We start from the raw sequence: 16023 nt of genomic DNA, 5'->3' as shown, positions 1-16023 counted from the left end.
CTTGCACCGCGGACGTCATCCCCGCCGGTGCGGCGACGACGCTCGGGGTGTTCAGAACCGGTAGCCGACGGTCAGCACCGCGGAACGCGCGTCGCCCGGCGTCGCCCAGCCGTTGTTGCGGATGCGCGTATAATACAGCTCGTCGCCGACGTTCTTGACGTTGAGCTGCGCGGTCAGGTTCGGCGTGAAATCGTATGACAGATATGCGCTGTGGACCCAGTAATCGTCGGAACGGGTGATCGTCGGCGCGGCTGCGGTCGGCAGGTTGAACGCGAACGTTCCCTGGTACGTGAGGCCATAGCCCAAGGTCAGGCCGAACGGCAGGCGATAGGTGGTGAACAGGCTGCCCGAATGATCGGGCGTGTTCTGCAACGGCGCGCCACGCGCCGGATCGGGATTGGCGGCGGTGTTGCCGCAGGCGTTGCTCGGGTTCGCCAGGCAGAAATCGGACACTGACTGGAGCAGTTCCGGCTTGAGGTACGTGTAATTGGCGGTGATTTCCCATGCGGACGTGATCTTGCCCGATGCACCCAGCGTGATCCCGTCGACGCGCGAGGCGCCGTCGAGCACCTGATCGGGGATCATGGGATCGTTGGAGGCGACGCGATATTTGTCGCGCTGGTTGCGGAAGGCGGACGCGGTCAGCAGCAGACGTCCGTCGAATAATTCGCCCTTCGCGCCGATCTCGTAGCTCTTCGCGGTCTCAGGATCGACGTTGCACGTGGCGGTGGTGCAAGCGCCGTTCACCGCATTCTGCGACGGCGTCATGGCATTGCCGTACGCGGCGTAGAGGCTCACCGCCTCGATCGGCTTGTAGACCAGGCCGACGCGATAGGAGAATAAGGTGGCGTTGTTGGTCAGCCGCTCGCCGGCGATGATCGGGCCTTGCGGCGCGGTGGCGGTCGCCGCGGTATTGGCCGCCAGCGCATCGGTCTGGTAATTGCCGTTGTTGCGTTCGAGCCGGACGCCCCCGTTCAGCTCGACCTTGCCGAGCTTCATCGTGTCGAACAGGTAGACGGCCCAATTCTCCAGTTCGCCGCGCTGCCGCTGGCTTTCGATGCGGTTGATCGGGCCGGTGTAGAGGTTGCTGCCGTAAGTGAAGCCCGCCGGCCCCGGCACGACTTCATTGGGGTTCGAGAAGTTGATCAGCGGGAAGCTGCCGAACGCCGCGGTGCCGTTAGCATTGCGGAAGACGTTGCCGGTGGAGAGGGTGAACTCCTCCCAGCTATATGAACCGCCAAGCACGATCGTATGCTCGACGGCCCCGGTGCTGACCGTCGCGCGCAAATCGAGCTGGTCGTACATCAGCAGGTTCGTGACATCGCGATAATTGCCGCGCGGGCCGCTGATCGAATAATAGCCGATCGGCGTAGTCGCCGGGCATGCGGCGCCCGCGGGGGTGACGTTGCCGGGCAGGCAGAACGTGCCTTGCGGCGGGCCGACGACCGTCAGCTGCTGCACATTCTGCCAGCGTGCGAGGTTGCGGATCGACACGCGATCGCTGAACTCATGCTCGGCGATGATCGTCGCGCGATCAATCGTGATGTCCTGCGTATCGACGTTGCGATAGCCGAAATAGTCGCTGCGATCGACGCCCGGCACCGGGCCGTTGTTGAAGGCGTTCTTGTAATAGGGAACGCCGTACTGCGGGATATTGTCGTCTTCCTCGTGGAAGTAATGCACCGTCAGCCGCGTCGGCCCGTCGATCCCCAGCGTCGCCGAGGGCGCGACGCCCCAGCGCTTGTTGTACTCAACGTCGCGCCCGGGCACGTCGTTGCGATGGACCATCGCGTTGAGCCGCAACGCCAGTGTGTCGGTCGCGCGGACGTTCGCGTCGATCGTGCCGCGATAATAGTCGTCGGTGCCGATGCCGGCATTCGCCGTCACGCTCGTCTCGGCCTGTGGCATCTTGGTGACGAGGTTGATCGAGCCGCCGACCGATCCCGAGCCGGAGTAGACCGAGTTCGCGCCGTTCACGACCTCGACCTGCTCGATGATGAACGGGTCGCCGCGCGAATATTGGCCGCTGTCGCGCACGTTATCGACGGTGATGTCGCTCGATGCGGAATAGCCGCGCAGCGTGATCTGGTCCGACGGCGCGACGCCGCCCTCGGCCGCGCCGAAGGTGATGCCGGGGACGGTGGAGAGCACGTCGCGCAGCGTCAGCAAATTTTGCTGCTCGATCGTCTTGTTGGTGAGGATCGTTACCGTCTGCGGCGTATCGCGCACCGGCCGCGTCGTCTTCGCACTGGCCTGTTCGGATTTCACCTGCTGCCCGGTAACGATGATGTCGTCGCGGCGCCGTTCCTCGGTCGTCACCTGCTGCGGATCAGCGGCGGCGGGGTCGGCGCTATTCGCAAGCGGCGCGGCATGTGCCGGCGCAGTCGCGATAAAGCCAACCGCGGCGAGCGCCAGAAAGGCCGGCGTGCTGCGCGGTGTGGTGACAATAGACATTGATCGTTCCCCCATGCTTGGGGAGTTCGCTATTGAGAGTCGTTCGCACTGTCAATGCTATTGAGAGTTACTCTTAGCGATGTCACAATTTGTATCGGCGATCCATGTCCGCAGCGCGCTGGCGAGGTTGGGCGGCTCCGGGGTGGCAATCCGCAGCGCATCGATCTGCGCGACAAGCGCGGACAGCGGCAGCGCATGCGACAAAGCAGCGGTCTCGAGCAATCGCCAGAAAATCGGTTCGAGGCTAATCGACGTCGCGTGGCCGGCGATCGTTATCGAGCGCTTCACCGGGCCGACGAAGCCTTTACGCGGGGGGCGGATCACGCCGTGGCGATCATGCTGCGTCGAACAGGCCTGCGAGCTGTTCGATGATCGTGCCGCCGAGTTGCTCGACATCCATGATGGTCACGGCGCGACTATAGTAGCGCGTCACGTCATGGCCGATGCCGATCGCGATCAGCTCGACCGGGGACTTGCGCTCGATCCAGTCGATCACCTGGCGCAGATGCCGTTCGAGATACGAGCCGCTGTTCACCGACAGCGTCGAATCATCGACCGGCGCGCCGTCCGAGATCACCATCAGGATGCGGCGTTCCTCGGGCCGGGCGATGATGCGGCTGTGCGCCCAGAGCAGCGCCTCGCCGTCGATATTCTCCTTCAGCAGCCCCTCGCGCATCATCAGCCCGAGCGAGTTGCGCGCACGCCGCCACGGCTCGTCGGCGGTCTTGTAGACGATGTGACGTACGTCGTTGAGCCGGCCAGGCTGCGGCGGACGGCCGGCGGCGAGCCACGTCTCGCGCCCCTGCCCGCCCTTCCACGCGCGCGTCGTGAAGCCGAGGATCTCGGTCTTTACGCCGCAGCGCTCCAGCGTGCGCGCGAGAATATCGGCGCTGATCGCCGCGATCGAGATCGGCCGGCCGCGCATTGAGCCGGAATTGTCGATCAACAGCGTGACGACCGTGTCCTTGAACTCGGTTTCCTTCTCGACCTTGTACGACAGCGACAACATCGGGTTGATCACGATGCGCGCGAGCCGTGCGGCATCGAGCATGCCCTCCTCCTGATCGAAATCCCACGAGCGGTTCTGCTGCGCCATCAGCCGCCGCTGCAGCCGATTGGCGAGCCGCGAGACGACCGCCTGGAGCGGCACGAGCTGCTGATCGAGATAGCCGCGCAGCCGCGCGAGTTCATCGGCGTCGCATAGCTCGGTGGCAGCGATCACCTCGTCGAACTGCGTCGTCCACGCCTTGTAATCAAACTGGGGCGAGAAATCGGCGGGCGGGCGGTTGGGGCGCACCGGCTGCATCCCCTCCTCGCCATCGTCGCCGGGCTCGCCATCGGCATCGTCGAAATTGTCTTCGCCCTGCTCTTGGCCCTCGCCTTCGCTGTCGTCGGATTCGCGCTGCTCGCCGCGCTGCTCGGTCTCGGCCTGGCCCTCGCCGTCCTGGCTTTCGCCTTCCTCGCCTTCGTCCTGTTGCTCGCTGTCGGTGCCCTCGTCCTCGTTGCCGCCGTCATCGCTGTCGTCGGGCATCTGATCGCCCTCGACGAGTTCGAGATCCTCGAGCATCTTCATCGCGAGGCTCTGGAAGGCGCGCTGATCGTCGAGCGCGAGCGCGAGGTTCGACAGGTCCGACTTGCCTTCGATCCACTCACGCACCAGCGCCACGCCGGGGGCGGCGGTGGCGGGCGCCTGCTGGCCGGTGAGCGCCTCGCGCACCATCAGGCCGAGCGCGGTCGACAGTGGCACTTCGTCGCGCGTGCGGGCGCGCGTGATCGGGTCGGCACGCAGCCGCACGTCGAGCGCGTGCGACAGATTATCGCTGATACCGGCATAGCCGCGGCTGCCGAGCGCTTCGACGCGGGCGGTCTCCACCGCATCGAACACCGCGCGCGCCACCGCCTCCTGCGGCGCCCCCTTCAGGTGGAGCGCGGCGTCGTGATGCTTGAGCCTGAGCGCGAAGCCATCGGCGAAGCCGCGCGCCTCGGCGACCTGATCGGCCGGCAGGCTGCGCGCCGGCATTGGCACCTTGAGATGCTTGCCCGACTGCGTCGGCGCATCGGCGGTGAAGGCGAGTTCGAGCTCCTGCTCGTCCGACAACGCGCGCGAGGCGCCGCCGAGGACGTTCTTGAAGCGATCGAGAGGCGTTTCGGTGGCCATTACCAAAGTACCTTGCAGCCGAAGGCGGCGATTTGTGAATCATTCGTGAGCACGGTCAAGTCATCCACCAGCGCTTGCCCGGCGATGAGACGATCGAACGGATCTCGGTGCGTGCCGGGGAGATAGCCGGCACGCATCGCGTGCCGGTCGGTAAGGCTGAGGCTGGCGAAGCCATTGTCTTTGAGGAGAACAGGGTAGTCCTCCTCGAACCCCATGACCTGCGGCAGCTTGCCGATACGATTCTTGTTCGCGATCTCCCAGACGCTCACGGCGCTCAGGAAGATCGCGTCGCCGTTGGCCTCAAGAACAGCACGCGCGGAGGGGCCAAGGCCGGACGGATCGCCCCACCACCGCAAGGCGGCGACGGTATCCAGCAGATATGCCACTACGTGCGATCTTCCGGCGGCCGGTCATCGATATAGGCGAGTTCTTCTTCGTCCATCGGCTCAAGGAAGACGCTCAGGTCGAGCGGACCATTCAGCCTCAGGCCGCCAGGTTTACGTCGAAAAGGCTTCGGCTCCGCATAGGGCACCAGCTTCGCCCATGGCTCGCCCGCCTTGGCGAGGATGATCTCCTCGCCGGCGTGGGCGCGCTCGATCAGCTTGGAGAAGTGCGTCTTCGCCTCGTGGACGTTGAAAGTCTTTTGCGGATCAACCTCGCCCATATGTGCCTCCTCAAGTGGACTAGGTAGGTTAGTCCACTCGTCGGATCAAGCCTTCCCCACCACACTCTCCGGCAGATCCTTGCCGAACACGCGCTGGTAATATTCCGCCACCAGCGGGCGTTCGGCCTCGTCACACTTGTTGAGGAACGACAGGCGGAATGCGAAGCCGACATCCTTGAAGATCAAGGTGTTCTGCGCCCAGGTGATCACCGTACGCGGGCTCATGACGGTCGAGATGTCGCCATTGACGAAGCCCTTGCGCGTCAGATCCGCGACGCGGACCATATTGTCGACCTGCTTCTTGCCATCAGGCTTGTCGTATTCGCCCGACTTGGCGAGCACAATCTGCGCTTCGGTGGCGGCGGGCAGATAGTTGAGCGTGACGACGATGTTCCAGCGGTCCATCTGACCCTGGTTGATCTGCTGCGTGCCGTGATACAGCCCGCTCGTGTCGCCGAGGCCGACCGTATTGGCGGTAGCGAACAGGCGGAAATACGGGTTCGGACGGATCACGCGGTTCTGGTCGAGCAGCGTCAGCTTGCCCTCGGTTTCCAGCACGCGCTGGATCACGAACATCACGTCGGGGCGGCCGGCGTCATATTCGTCGAACACCAGCGCGGTCGGCGTCTGCAGCGCCCAGGGCAGCAGGCCCTCACGGAATTCGGTGATCTGCTGGCCGTCCTTCAGCACGATCGCGTCGCGCCCGATCAGGTCGATGCGGCTGATGTGCGCATCGAGGTTGATGCGGATGCACGGCCATTTCAGCCGCGCCGCCACCTGCTCGATATGCGTCGATTTGCCGGTGCCGTGATAGCCCTGCACCATCACGCGGCGGTTGTGCGCGAAGCCCGCGAGCACGGCGAGCGTCGTGTCCGGATCGAACACATAGGCGGGGTCGAGATCGGGCACGCGCTCGTCCGCCTCGCTGAACGCGGGGCATTGCATGTCGCTGTCGATGCCGAACAACTCGCGCACGCTGACCATCTTGTCAGGCGCGTCGAGGATCGTCGTCTCGCGGCTGTCGGGCATAGTATTCGAGATATCGTTCATGCGCGCCTCGGAAGTAACACGACTGCCTTAGTCGCGCTTCGCGGCGTTATTCAACCTCTGCCTTGGCCGGAAGGTGGAAGAGATCAATGAAAGACGCAGCCAAGGCGTGATCGCCTCTCAACACGAGTTCGCCCGCCGCCTCCGCCTCTCCGATCGGCCATTTGCCATAGATCAGGTTCGCCATGATCCGCGGGCTGGTGGTGAAATGGACATCGCTCGCGCCGGTGCCGCGGACGATCGGCAGGTCACCATCGGCCAACCGTGCCACGAACGATTCGGCGCCGAATGCAAAGCCGATCGACATCGGCGGTGTCACTCTTGCCCGATCGATATCGAGCATCGTGCGCAGCGACAGCATCATCGACGCTGCCGACAGCGGTAGTGTCGGATCGTGGTCGGGCGAGCGCGCCGCCCATGCACCGAGCGCCTTGATCGCGCCTTCCGCCTCATAGCCCCAGGGGGTGAGTTCGTAGACCTGGACGCTGGCTGGCGGCGGCAGCTTCACGCGTTTGAGGATGTGCGCGGCTTCCAGCCCGTCGAGCCGCTGCGTTAGAACATTGGCGCTGATCCCGCCCAGCCCCGCCTTGAGCTCGCCGAAGCGGCGCGGCCCGAACATCAGCTCGCGCACGATCAGCATCGACCAGCGCTCGCCGACCAGTTCCATCGCCAGCGCGGTGCCGCACGCGTCGTCGTACCAGCGCTTTATCCGTTCCGAGCCCTTTTTGGTCACTTTTTCTAACTTCATAGTTGCCTTTACTAACTGAGCTGGTCACAAGGCTCAAGCAACGACTCGCAAACGGAGTGTTTCGCATGACCAAGATGATCTTCGTGAACCTCCCCGTGGCGAACGTTGCCGCGGCGACGCGCTTCTACGAAGCGCTCGGCTTTACGCAGAACATGATGTTCTCGAACGAGCAGGCGTCGGCGATGGAATGGTCGGACACGATCAGCGTGATGCTGCTTGACCGCGCCTTCTACGCCACGTTCACACCCAAGACGATCATCGACGCGCACACCCAAAGCGGCGCGCTGCTGGCGTTGAACTTCGACAGCCGCGGGGAGGTGGATTCGATCACCGAAGCCGCGCTGGGGGCCGGCGGCCGCGAGGCGCACGACCCGGAGGATCACGGCTATATGTACAGCCGCGCGTTCGAGGATCTCGACGGGCATGGGTGGGGGCCGTTCTTCATGGACATGGCCGCCGCCGCCGAGGCGATGGGCCAGCCCGCAGCTGCCGACGCCTGAGGAGAACGAGGACATGTCTTTCCAGGCCTATCTCGACACGATCGAGAAGAAGACCGGCAAGACCCCCGCCGACCTTCGCGCAATGGGTGCCGAGAACGGCTGGACTGCCGGCGACACGCTCGCACCCGGGATCAAGCCGATGACGATCGTCGAGACGCTCAAGGGCGAGCTCGGACTTGGCCACGGCCATGCGATGGCGGTCGTCGCGCTACTCAAGGGATTGAAGAAGGAGGGCGACGCCTGAAACGGGCGCGCTTTCCGACAAGAAGGAGAGAGAGGATGTCGAAACCGACGATCACCGCGTTCGATTGGGTGCCGCCGTTTGCGCAGGGGCAGGTCCGCGACCTGCGCGTGCGCTGGGCGCTTGAGGAAGTCGGGCAAGCGTATGACGTGCGCTATTTGCCGCAGGGTGGCCAGAAGCAGGCGCCGCACCGTGCGCGCCAGCCGTTCGGGCAAGTACCGACCTATGAGGACGGCGATCTGACGCTCTTCGAGAGCGGCGCGATCGTGCTGCACATCGCGGATCGCTTCGGCGCGCTGCTGCCGACGGACGTGGGTGGCAGAGCGCGCGCGATCGAATGGATGTTCGCGGCGCTCAACACGATCGAGCCGCCGATCATGGATCATGCGATCGCCACTTTGTTCGAGGCGGGCAAGCCGTGGTCGAAGCCGCGGCTACCCGCGGTCGAGGCGCGGATCGACGAGCGGCTCGGCGAATTGTCGCGCCGGCTGGGCGATCGGCGATGGCTCGATGGCGACACGTTTACGGCGGGTGATCTACTGATGGTCGCCGTGCTCCGCATCGTCGAGGGTGAGGGCATGGTCGAGAAGTACGACAATCTTACCGCGTATCGCGACCGTGGCACCGCCCGCCCCGCCTTCCAGCGCGCGCTTGCCGATCAGATGGCAGGCTTCACCGGTGCGCCGCCGCCCGAGCTCGCGAAGTGGTTAGAACGGCAGGGAGAGGTCGCATGACATATGTCGATGGCTTCGTGGTCGCGGTGCCGACCGCCAACAAGCAGAAATACATCGATCATGCCGAAAGCGCGCTGGTGCTGTTCAAGGAGTTCGGCGTCGTCCGCATGGTCGAAGGCTGGGGTGACGATGTGCCCCGCGGCGACGTGAATGATCTGTGGGGCGCGGTGCAGGCGACGCAAGACGAGACCGTCCTGTTCAGCTGGGTCGAATATCCCGACAAAGCGACGCGCGACGCCGCCGGCCAGAAGATGATGAGCGATCCGCGGATGGCGGCGATGGGCGACATGCCATTCGACGGCAGGCGCATGATCTACGCCGGGTTCGAGATGCTGCACGAAGACGGCGCAGGCAGCGATTGCGGCTACATCGACGGGATCGTCATGCCGGTGCCTACGGCGAACAAGGATGCCTATCGCGCCTTCTGCACGATGATCGACGCCGCTTTCCGCGAACATGGCGCAACTCGCGTGGTGGATACGTGGGGGGATGACGTTCCCGACGGCAAGGTCACCGATTTCCGGCGCGCGACGAAGATCGAGGATGGCGAGACGGTCGTGTTCGGCTGGGTCGAATGGCCGTCGAAAGCGGTGCGCGACGCCGGCTGGGAAACGCTGATGAGCGACCCGCGGATGGCGCCGGGGCAGGAGCGCCCGTTCGATGGCAAACGCATGATGTTCGGCAGCTTCGTGCCGGTCGTCGATCGCTGAGGAGATAGATGATGCGCAATCCACATGGAACGCCGATCTGGTACGAATTGCTGACCGTCGATCCCGACGCGTCGAAGGCATTTTACGATGATGTTATCGGCTGGACGATCGACGCCAAGCCCAAAGGCGATCTGGATTATCGGATGATCACGACCGCTGGTGACGAGAATGTCGGCGGCGTGATGCGCCTGTCCCCGGCAATGATGGCGGACGGCGCCAAGCCGACATGGCTGTTCTACATCGGCGTCGATGACGTCGATGCGACGGTGACCAAGATCACCGCAGCGGGCGGCAGCGTGCAGATGCCGGCATTCGACATGCCCGATGTCGGCCGGCTTGCGATGGTTGCCGATCCGCAAGGGGTTCCCTTCTACGTCATGCGCGGCGCAGTCGATCAACCGAGCACCGCATGGGAGCGGACCGGGCTCGGCAAGTGCAACTGGAACGAGTTGATCACCACCGATCAGGCGGCGGGGAACGCCTTTTACGCCGAAGTCTTTGGCTGGACCTACCCCGACAAGATGACGATGCCGGGCGAGATGGGCGACTATGTCTTCGTTGCGGTGGGCGAGGAGCAGATCGGCGCGACGATGACGGTCAACGAGCATCAGCCGCAACCCGGCTGGCTGTTCTACTTCCGCGCGCCCGACATCGACGAAGCGGCGGCCAAGGTGACCGCGGGCGGCGGCACCGTCCATGCCGGGCCGATGGAGGTGCCGGGCGGCGACCGGATCATCGTCGCGAGCGATCCTGAAGGCGTGGCGTTCGGCGTCGTCGGGCCGGGTAAGCAGCAATCGGGAGAGACGCTGTGAGCAACGACAAGCTCGTGACCTGCCTGTGGTTCGACGGGGAAGAAGCGCGCCGTGCCGCCGAGTTCTACGCCAGCGTGTTTCCCGACAGTCACATCGGGGCGGCGCAGAATGCCGCGACGGACAACCCTTCAATGCCGGCGGGCGGCGAGTTGACGATTGAGTTCACCGTGCTGGGGCAGCGCTTCCTCGGGCTCAACGGCGGGCCGACCTTCAAGCCGAACGAAGCGATCAGCTTCATGGTGATGACCGACACGCAGGAGGAAACCGACCGCTACTGGAATGCGATCGTCGGCAATGGCGGCGCGGAGAGCGCGTGCGGCTGGTGCAAGGACCGCTGGGGCTTCTCATGGCAGATCACGCCGCGCGCATTGATGGAGGCGATGGCGGATCCCGATCTTGACGTGGCCAAGCGCGCGATGGAAGCGATGATGACCATGCAAAAGATCGACATCGCCGCAATCGAGCGCGCCCGAGCAGGAGACGTATCAGCATGATCCACGAACTACGCATCGAGCGCCTGATTGACGCGCCGGTCGCCACTGTGTGGCAGGCATGGACCGAGCATTTCGCGGAATGGTTCGTGCCCCGCCCCTGGACGGTCGAGGTGGTCGAGCAGGATCTGCGCACCGGCGGGCGATCGGCGATGGTGATGCGCGGGCCAGAGGGTGAATCCAATCCGTCGGAAGGCGTCTTCCTGGAAGTGGTGCCGGGGCGCCGGATCGTTTCGACCGATGCTTTCAGGGCCGATTGGGAGCCGCAGGAGCCGTTCATGGTTCGGATCGACGAGTTCGCCGACGCCGAGGGCAAGACGCGTTACACCGCGATCGCACGCCATTGGACGGTCGAAGCGCGTGACCAGCACGCGGCAATGGGCTTCGAGGCGGGCTGGAACGCTGCCACCGATCAGCTGGAGGAAGTGGTGCGGCGGATCGCTGCTGAACCAAGCGTGGTTTGACTGCACGGCAATGGGCCGAAACGGCTGATTGGCTAGTGCGTCGCGACGCTCGTGCAGGGGAAAATTGATATCCCTTCCGGAACAAAACCGCCCGTGATCTGTACATTTGGCTTGATGACGGGGTACGTACAGATCAATGGACAGGTCCGTGCTGCGAAAAGGCAGTTGGGGTGCCTGATCGGCTCAGCAGCGGAGAGGAGCAACTAATGCATTTTGGATCGACGACTCGTTTTGGACGGCTGACGGCGTGCCTGGCGGTTTCGGCGCTGGCACTCTCGGCCTGCTCGAAGAAAACGGAAGAAGCCGATACGGCTACGACCACCACGGCCACCACCACTGATACCGCAGCGACGACGACGGAAGCCGCTCCCGTTGCGGCGCCCGCAGCCGCTGCGCCGCCGGTCGACAATGTCGACACGATCAGCGGTGTGAAATTTGCCAGCTACACCGGCGACGCTGCGAAAGGCAAAACAGATTTCGCGGCGTGTGCGGCGTGCCACGGAGTCGAAGCAGGCGTGAACAAGATCGGACCGTCGCTGCATGCGGTGGTCGGCCGCACGGCTGGCACGGTCGCGGGCTACACCTATTCCGCCGCGAATAAGAACAGCGGGATCACCTGGACCCCCGAAAAGCTGTTCCAGTATCTCGAGAAGCCGCAGCGGATCGTGCCGGGCACTAAGATGACCTACGCTGGTATGACTGATCCGCAGAAGCGTGCGAACGTGATCGCCTATCTGCAGACGACGTCCTGATTTCCCGACCGGCCCGGTGGCATCAGCCGCCGGGCCGGGCCGGTTTACGCGCCAGATCTGCCAGGTTGATCGGAAACGACACCAGCAGCGGCAGCGCGATCCAATACCAGTCAAGGCCAATAAGAGCCGCCCGAAGCGCAACCAACATCAGCGCGCCCGGAACGAGCCGCAGCAGGGCATCGCTGAGGCCCCATCCGCGCCGGATGATCAGCCAGCCCAGTTCGGCGGCAATCACCACCAGCACGATATCGACCGCATGGCCGCTGGCGAACAGCCAGCGCATGGTTTCTTTGGCGCCGAGGTTCAGGGAAACGGCCCGTTGAGGCGGACGATCGTCATGTTCAGATAGCCCGCGAAGGTGACCCACAGCAGATAGGGCACCAACAAAATCCCGCCGGTCGTCGATCGCCGCCAGACGTAGATGATCAGCGCCGCGACCGACAACCACAGCCCGATCACTTCGATGAGCGCCCAATCCGGGCGGTGCAGGCGGAAAAACAGGAAGCTCCACAGCAGGTTGAGGAAGCCGTTCAGCGCAAAGAGGCCAAGCAGCCATTCGCGCTCGGCCCACTCCGTTATCGCGAGCCAGCCCCGAACGCCCGCCATTGCAGTCAGCGCATAGATCACCGTCCAGGCGATGCCGTACGCCACATCCGGCGGTGACCAAGATGGCTGGACGAGGCTGCGATACCAGGGGCCGATATCGGTGACGGTCGCACCCATCACGGCGACGATCATCGCGATAACGCCGGCAATGATGATCGGAAACAATGAAGCGCGAGTCACGGGATTCAGTTCGCCGTCTGGAGCAAGTGGCGCATATCTTTCAGGAATATGCGGAAGTAGGCAAGCGGCCGAGCATAGACCAACCGCTTGTTGAGATAGGCCGGCCAGATCAGGTTCTGCACGTCTCGATCCTTGCACATGGCCACGAAGCGTTCCCGGCGCCGATCGTTGCGATACCAGAAATACTGCATCACCCCAAGAATCCAGAACACTTGGCCGTGCGCGCGCATAAAGGCGCGGCGCGCGCCGCGCAGCGCGCGCGGGTTGCCCGAAACCAAGAACGCATTGACCGCAGTCGCCGCTTCGCGCCCCGCGACCATCGCATAATAGATGCCCTCGCCCGAGGCGGGCGCGACCACCCCGGCAGCGTCGCCGGTGACGAGGACGTCGCGCCCATTATCCCAGCGGCGCAGCGGCTTAAGCGGAATCGGGGCGCCCTCCCGCCGGAGCGTTTCGCACTCGTCGAGCCCCTCGCGCGCGCGCAGCCGAGTGACCGCATCGCGCAGGTGGAAGCCCTTGTTGGCGCTCCCGACGCCGACGCTCGCGGTGTCGCCGTGCGGAAACACCCACCCGTAGAAATCGGGCGAAAGTTCACCCTGGTAGAAGACGTCGCACCGGCCTGGGTCGAATGCGTTGCCGCTCTTGTCGCTCGCTGCGGGAGATTTGATCACTTCGTGATAGGCGAAGACGCAGGGCATACGCTCAGCATCTTCCAGCGTCGCGCGGGCGACTCGCGAACGCGCACCATCGGCACCGATGACGCAGCGCGCGCGGACGCGATGTTCGGCGCCGCCGCGCGCATCAGTGTAGACGACAATCGCGGTGCCATCCTCGTCGCGCTCGATCCGGTCGAACAGTCCAGTGCCGCGCGCCGATCCGGCCGCGGCGGCGCGGGCGCGCAGCCATTCATCGAAGGTCTCGCGATCGACCATGCCGACATAGCCACCGCCGCCGGCCTGATCGACGGCCATGTCGACCGCCACGTCAGACGGGCCGATCATCCGCGCCAGAACTGCGCGACCGACGATCAGATGATCGGGGATTTCGAAGTCCTTGATCAGCCGCGGCGGGATCGCGCCGCCACAGGGCTTGATGCGCCCCGCGCGGTCGAGCAGCAAAACGCTGTGTCCGGCCGCCGCGAGGTCAGTCGCGGCGGTTGCGCCGGATGGTCCGCCGCCCACAACGACGCAGTCGTAATCGGTCATGCCGGCTTTCCAACGATTGCCGGCATGCCGGTGGCCCGCACGCTGCCGCGCAACGCGAGCGATGCAGCGACTAGGAACAGCAACGCCTCCGCAGCGAACACAATTGTGAACGTCTGTGTCGTCGATCCGGTCAGTGCGCGACCGACATCCACGCCAACCGCGCCAATCAGCCCGCCAAGCCCGAACGCGATCGCTTGCGCCGCGCCCCAGACGCCCATGCGGATGCCTTCGCGACCGCGGTCTGCTCCCGCCAGCCCCATCATCGAGCCGATCGCGGCGACCGCAAAGATGCCGTTGGCGAAGCCGAGCGCGACGACGTTTGCGGTGAGTGGCCAATCCCCTCCAGTGCGCGACGCCAGCGCGAGCCCGAGCAGCGCCACCGCAGACCCGAGGCAGCCGCCGACGATCCACCGCCGCAATCCGCTGCCCCCGCCGCTCCCGAAGGCGCTGCCGCCGACGCCGACGAGGATCATGCCCGCAAGCACGCCAGCGTGCTGCAGGCCGGAGAGCTTCGTCGATTCCCCCGGCGTGGCGGCGAAAACGAGGCCAGCGAATGGCTCGAGGATCAGATCCTGCATCGAATAGGCGAGCATCGACACGAACACGAACAGCGTGAAGCGGCGCGCGTCATCGTCCGCCCACATTTCGCGCAGGACGATGCCGAACGAAGGTGTCGGCGCGTTGCGCACCGGCGGCGGCACCAACGACGCATCGCCCTCGATGCCCCAGACCGCCACGAGCGACACCAGCAGCGCCGCCGCGGCGACGCTGCCAGCGACCATCGTCAGACGGGATAGCGAGAACGGATCTATGAACTTGCTCGCGACACTCGCAGTCACGACGATCCCCGCGATCATCATGATCCACGTGATCGACGCCGCTGCCGCGCGTCGCTCGGGCGCGACTCGGGTGGCGAGCAGCGCGAGCAACGACGTGCCGGCCGCACCCACCCCGCCGCCGATCAACGTGAACGCGAGGATGGCGAGCGCGAACCCACCAGCCGATCGCGTAGCGAGCAGGCCGAGCGAAGCGACCGCAAGCATCGCGCCGGCGGCCAGCGTCGCCATACCAAGAATGATCCAGGGCGTGCGCCGACGCCCACGGTCCGAGCCATGGCCCCAGGCGGGTCGCGACAGCTGAACGGCGTAATGCCACGCAACGAGCCCGGCCGGCAGCGCAGCGGGCAGCGCATATTCGACGACCATCACGCGGTTCAGCAGCGAAGTTGCGAGCATGACGATCGCGCCGATCGCGCTTTGCACCAGCCCCAGCCGGGCGATCCCGAGCCAGCCGAGCGGCGTCACAGGCCGGACATTCCGCCGAGGCCGAACGCCGAGGCCAGCATGCCGAACACGTACAGCGTCGTGCCGGTCGCGTTGTACCAGGGCGTGTGCGCGAGCGGATCGCTGAGCAGCCGGCGCATCAGGATGAGCTGACCGACGAGCAACGCTGCGACGACGCTGGCGGCGATCGTCAGCCCCCAGCTTGCGAGCAGCGCGACCACGACGACTTGCGGCGCTGCCATCACGGCGCATGCGACCCGCGCGGCGGGGCCGACCCCGAGCACCACCGGGAGCGAGCGCAAGCCGGTCGCGCGATCGCCCTCGACCGCCTTGAAATCATTGAGCGTCATGATGCCATGCGCGCCGAAGCTGTACAGCGCGAGCACGATCAGCACCGGCGCCGAGGGCAGCGCCCCCGCCATCACCGCGGCGCCGGTGAACCACGTGAGACCCTCATAGGTGAGCGCGACGACCGCCGGGCCGACGATGCCGCTCGTCTTGAAGCGGAACGGCGGCGCGCTGTAGCCCCAGGCGCACACGATACCGAGGCAGGTGGCAGCAAATACCCATGGCCCCGTTGCCGCCGCGACGACCAGCGACAAGACGGTGCCGATGATCGCGATCCACAGCCCCCATTGGCCAGCGATCCGCCCCGAGGGGATCGGGCGATCGGGCTGGTTGATTGCATCGACATGCCGGTCGAACCAGTCGTTGACCGCCTGGCTCGTTCCGCACACCAGCGGACCGGTGAGCAGCACGCCCGTAATCAGGAATGGCCAGCGTTCAGCGATCGGGACACCCGACGAGACGACGCCGCACATGAACGCCCAGATCGGCGGAAACCATGTGATCGGTTTCAGGAGTTCCAGTACATCGCGGGGGGACGGCAAAGGCGCGGCGCGCCGGGGTGCCCTCGATCGATCCATGCGGTGGAAACTACGGCTGACACTTCGAGGCGTCAAACCAAATTGACG

At 65.1% G+C, this 16023-nt stretch carries 20 protein-coding genes; 8 read left to right on the top strand and 12 right to left on the bottom strand.

Features of this window, described 5'->3' with window-relative positions; translation table 11 throughout:
• Positions 1 to 51: 51 nt before the first annotated feature.
• The 7 genes from LLW23_RS12340 to LLW23_RS12310 are packed head-to-tail and all read right to left on the bottom strand — an operon-like array spanning position 52 to position 7056.
• Positions 52 to 2454: a TonB-dependent receptor gene (locus LLW23_RS12340; protein WP_228945812.1), complete on the bottom strand. Its 2403-nt coding sequence runs from the start codon at positions 2452 to 2454 to the stop codon at positions 52 to 54.
• Between the two features lie 57 nt (positions 2455 to 2511).
• Positions 2512 to 2778 (bottom strand): ribbon-helix-helix domain-containing protein, encoded by a 267-nt coding sequence (locus LLW23_RS12335; protein WP_228945811.1) that lies wholly within the window; start codon positions 2776 to 2778, stop codon positions 2512 to 2514.
• A 10-nt stretch (positions 2779 to 2788) separates the two neighbouring features.
• Complete coding sequence (gene cobT, locus LLW23_RS12330; RefSeq protein ID WP_228945810.1) at positions 2789 to 4612, bottom strand: cobaltochelatase subunit CobT; 1824 nt, start codon at positions 4610 to 4612, stop codon at positions 2789 to 2791.
• Positions 4612 to 4998, bottom strand: coding sequence for a type II toxin-antitoxin system VapC family toxin (locus LLW23_RS12325; protein WP_228945809.1), 387 nt, complete (start codon positions 4996 to 4998; stop codon positions 4612 to 4614). Before LLW23_RS12325 ends, cobT begins: the two co-directional genes overlap by 1 nt.
• Positions 4998 to 5276, bottom strand: coding sequence for a type II toxin-antitoxin system Phd/YefM family antitoxin (locus tag LLW23_RS12320; protein WP_228945808.1), 279 nt, complete (start codon positions 5274 to 5276; stop codon positions 4998 to 5000). The genes LLW23_RS12325 and LLW23_RS12320 overlap by 1 nt, the downstream gene beginning before the upstream one ends.
• Positions 5277 to 5321: 45 nt before the next feature.
• Positions 5322 to 6326 (bottom strand): cobaltochelatase subunit CobS, encoded by a 1005-nt coding sequence (cobS, locus tag LLW23_RS12315; protein WP_228945807.1) that lies wholly within the window; start codon positions 6324 to 6326, stop codon positions 5322 to 5324.
• 46 nt (positions 6327 to 6372) lie between these two features.
• Positions 6373 to 7056, bottom strand: a complete 684-nt coding sequence (locus LLW23_RS12310) for a winged helix-turn-helix transcriptional regulator (protein ID WP_228945806.1) — start codon at positions 7054 to 7056, stop codon at positions 6373 to 6375.
• Positions 7057 to 7136: 80 nt separating this feature from the next.
• On the opposite strand from LLW23_RS12310, the gene LLW23_RS12305 reads away from it, so the two are divergent.
• The 8 genes from LLW23_RS12305 (at position 7137) to LLW23_RS12265 (ending at position 11775) form a co-directional block, all read left to right on the top strand.
• Complete coding sequence (locus tag LLW23_RS12305) at positions 7137 to 7571, top strand: VOC family protein (protein ID WP_228945805.1); 435 nt, start codon at positions 7137 to 7139, stop codon at positions 7569 to 7571.
• A gap of 13 nt (positions 7572 to 7584) precedes the next feature.
• On the top strand, positions 7585 to 7815 hold the full coding sequence (locus LLW23_RS12300) for a DUF4287 domain-containing protein (RefSeq protein ID WP_228945804.1): 231 nt from the start codon (positions 7585 to 7587) through the stop codon (positions 7813 to 7815).
• A gap of 35 nt (positions 7816 to 7850) precedes the next feature.
• Positions 7851 to 8546, top strand: a complete 696-nt coding sequence (locus LLW23_RS12295; RefSeq protein WP_228945803.1) for a glutathione S-transferase family protein — start codon at positions 7851 to 7853, stop codon at positions 8544 to 8546.
• On the top strand, positions 8543 to 9256 hold the full coding sequence (locus tag LLW23_RS17690) for a DUF1428 domain-containing protein (protein ID WP_408641959.1): 714 nt from the start codon (positions 8543 to 8545) through the stop codon (positions 9254 to 9256). The genes LLW23_RS12295 and LLW23_RS17690 overlap by 4 nt, the downstream gene beginning before the upstream one ends.
• Before the next feature lie 8 nt (positions 9257 to 9264).
• Positions 9265 to 10068, top strand: coding sequence for a VOC family protein (locus LLW23_RS12280; RefSeq protein ID WP_228945802.1), 804 nt, complete (start codon positions 9265 to 9267; stop codon positions 10066 to 10068).
• A complete protein-coding gene (locus tag LLW23_RS12275; protein ID WP_228945801.1) occupies positions 10065 to 10562 on the top strand; it encodes a VOC family protein in 498 nt (165 codons plus the stop codon). The genes LLW23_RS12280 and LLW23_RS12275 overlap by 4 nt, the downstream gene beginning before the upstream one ends.
• Positions 10559 to 11023, top strand: coding sequence for an SRPBCC family protein (locus LLW23_RS12270; RefSeq protein ID WP_228945800.1), 465 nt, complete (start codon positions 10559 to 10561; stop codon positions 11021 to 11023). The genes LLW23_RS12275 and LLW23_RS12270 overlap by 4 nt, the downstream gene beginning before the upstream one ends.
• A gap of 206 nt (positions 11024 to 11229) precedes the next feature.
• The gene (locus LLW23_RS12265) at positions 11230 to 11775 is read left to right on the top strand and encodes a c-type cytochrome (RefSeq protein WP_228945799.1); all 546 of its coding nucleotides are present in this window, start codon (positions 11230 to 11232) and stop codon (positions 11773 to 11775) included.
• A 22-nt stretch (positions 11776 to 11797) separates the two neighbouring features.
• Here the strand turns inward: LLW23_RS12265 and LLW23_RS12260 are convergent, their stop codons facing one another.
• Genes LLW23_RS12260 through chlG form a run of 5 tightly spaced genes read right to left on the bottom strand, consistent with a single transcriptional unit; the run spans position 11798 to position 15975 of the window.
• Positions 11798 to 12058 carry a hypothetical protein gene (locus tag LLW23_RS12260; protein ID WP_228945798.1) on the bottom strand — a complete coding sequence of 87 codons (261 nt, stop codon included), beginning with the start codon at positions 12056 to 12058 and terminating at the stop codon, positions 11798 to 11800.
• A 20-nt stretch (positions 12059 to 12078) separates the two neighbouring features.
• The gene (locus LLW23_RS12255) at positions 12079 to 12561 is read right to left on the bottom strand and encodes a TspO/MBR family protein (protein ID WP_228945797.1); all 483 of its coding nucleotides are present in this window, start codon (positions 12559 to 12561) and stop codon (positions 12079 to 12081) included.
• Positions 12562 to 12566: 5 nt separating this feature from the next.
• Entirely contained in the window at positions 12567 to 13766 is a 1200-nt protein-coding gene (locus LLW23_RS12250) for a geranylgeranyl diphosphate reductase (protein ID WP_228945796.1), read from the bottom strand.
• A complete protein-coding gene (locus LLW23_RS12245; RefSeq protein ID WP_228945795.1) occupies positions 13763 to 15070 on the bottom strand; it encodes a BCD family MFS transporter in 1308 nt (435 codons plus the stop codon). The genes LLW23_RS12250 and LLW23_RS12245 overlap by 4 nt, the downstream gene beginning before the upstream one ends.
• Complete coding sequence (gene chlG / locus LLW23_RS12240) at positions 15067 to 15975, bottom strand: chlorophyll synthase ChlG (RefSeq protein WP_228945794.1); 909 nt, start codon at positions 15973 to 15975, stop codon at positions 15067 to 15069. Before chlG ends, LLW23_RS12245 begins: the two co-directional genes overlap by 4 nt.
• Between the last annotated feature and the right edge of the window lie 48 nt (positions 15976 to 16023).

Origin of the sequence: Sphingomonas radiodurans (assembly GCF_020866845.1) — a bacterium.
Lineage (GTDB): Bacteria > Pseudomonadota > Alphaproteobacteria > Sphingomonadales > Sphingomonadaceae > Sphingomonas > Sphingomonas radiodurans.
The sequence above is the reverse complement of the archived record's forward strand: the minus strand, read 5'-3'. Positions and strand labels throughout refer to the sequence as shown.

Excerpts from the sequence above, each read along its gene's own strand:
- LLW23_RS12340 (WP_228945812.1), bottom strand. The coding sequence starts at position 2,454 with ATGTCTATTGTCACCACACCGCGCAGCACGCCGGCCTTTCTGGCGCTC.
- cobT (WP_228945810.1), bottom strand. The coding sequence starts at position 4,612 with ATGGCCACCGAAACGCCTCTCGATCGCTTCAAGAACGTCCTCGGCGGC.
- LLW23_RS12320 (WP_228945808.1), bottom strand. The coding sequence starts at position 5,276 with ATGGGCGAGGTTGATCCGCAAAAGACTTTCAACGTCCACGAGGCGAAG.
- cobS (WP_228945807.1), bottom strand. The coding sequence starts at position 6,326 with ATGAACGATATCTCGAATACTATGCCCGACAGCCGCGAGACGACGATC.
- LLW23_RS12305 (WP_228945805.1), top strand. The coding sequence starts at position 7,137 with ATGACCAAGATGATCTTCGTGAACCTCCCCGTGGCGAACGTTGCCGCG.
- LLW23_RS12300 (WP_228945804.1), top strand. The coding sequence starts at position 7,585 with ATGTCTTTCCAGGCCTATCTCGACACGATCGAGAAGAAGACCGGCAAG.
- LLW23_RS12295 (WP_228945803.1), top strand. The coding sequence starts at position 7,851 with ATGTCGAAACCGACGATCACCGCGTTCGATTGGGTGCCGCCGTTTGCG.
- LLW23_RS17690 (WP_408641959.1), top strand. The coding sequence starts at position 8,543 with ATGACATATGTCGATGGCTTCGTGGTCGCGGTGCCGACCGCCAACAAG.
- LLW23_RS12280 (WP_228945802.1), top strand. The coding sequence starts at position 9,265 with ATGATGCGCAATCCACATGGAACGCCGATCTGGTACGAATTGCTGACC.
- LLW23_RS12270 (WP_228945800.1), top strand. The coding sequence starts at position 10,559 with ATGATCCACGAACTACGCATCGAGCGCCTGATTGACGCGCCGGTCGCC.
- LLW23_RS12265 (WP_228945799.1), top strand. The coding sequence starts at position 11,230 with ATGCATTTTGGATCGACGACTCGTTTTGGACGGCTGACGGCGTGCCTG.
- LLW23_RS12260 (WP_228945798.1), bottom strand. The coding sequence starts at position 12,058 with ATGCGCTGGCTGTTCGCCAGCGGCCATGCGGTCGATATCGTGCTGGTG.
- LLW23_RS12250 (WP_228945796.1), bottom strand. The coding sequence starts at position 13,766 with ATGACCGATTACGACTGCGTCGTTGTGGGCGGCGGACCATCCGGCGCA.
- chlG (WP_228945794.1), bottom strand. The coding sequence starts at position 15,975 with ATGGATCGATCGAGGGCACCCCGGCGCGCCGCGCCTTTGCCGTCCCCC.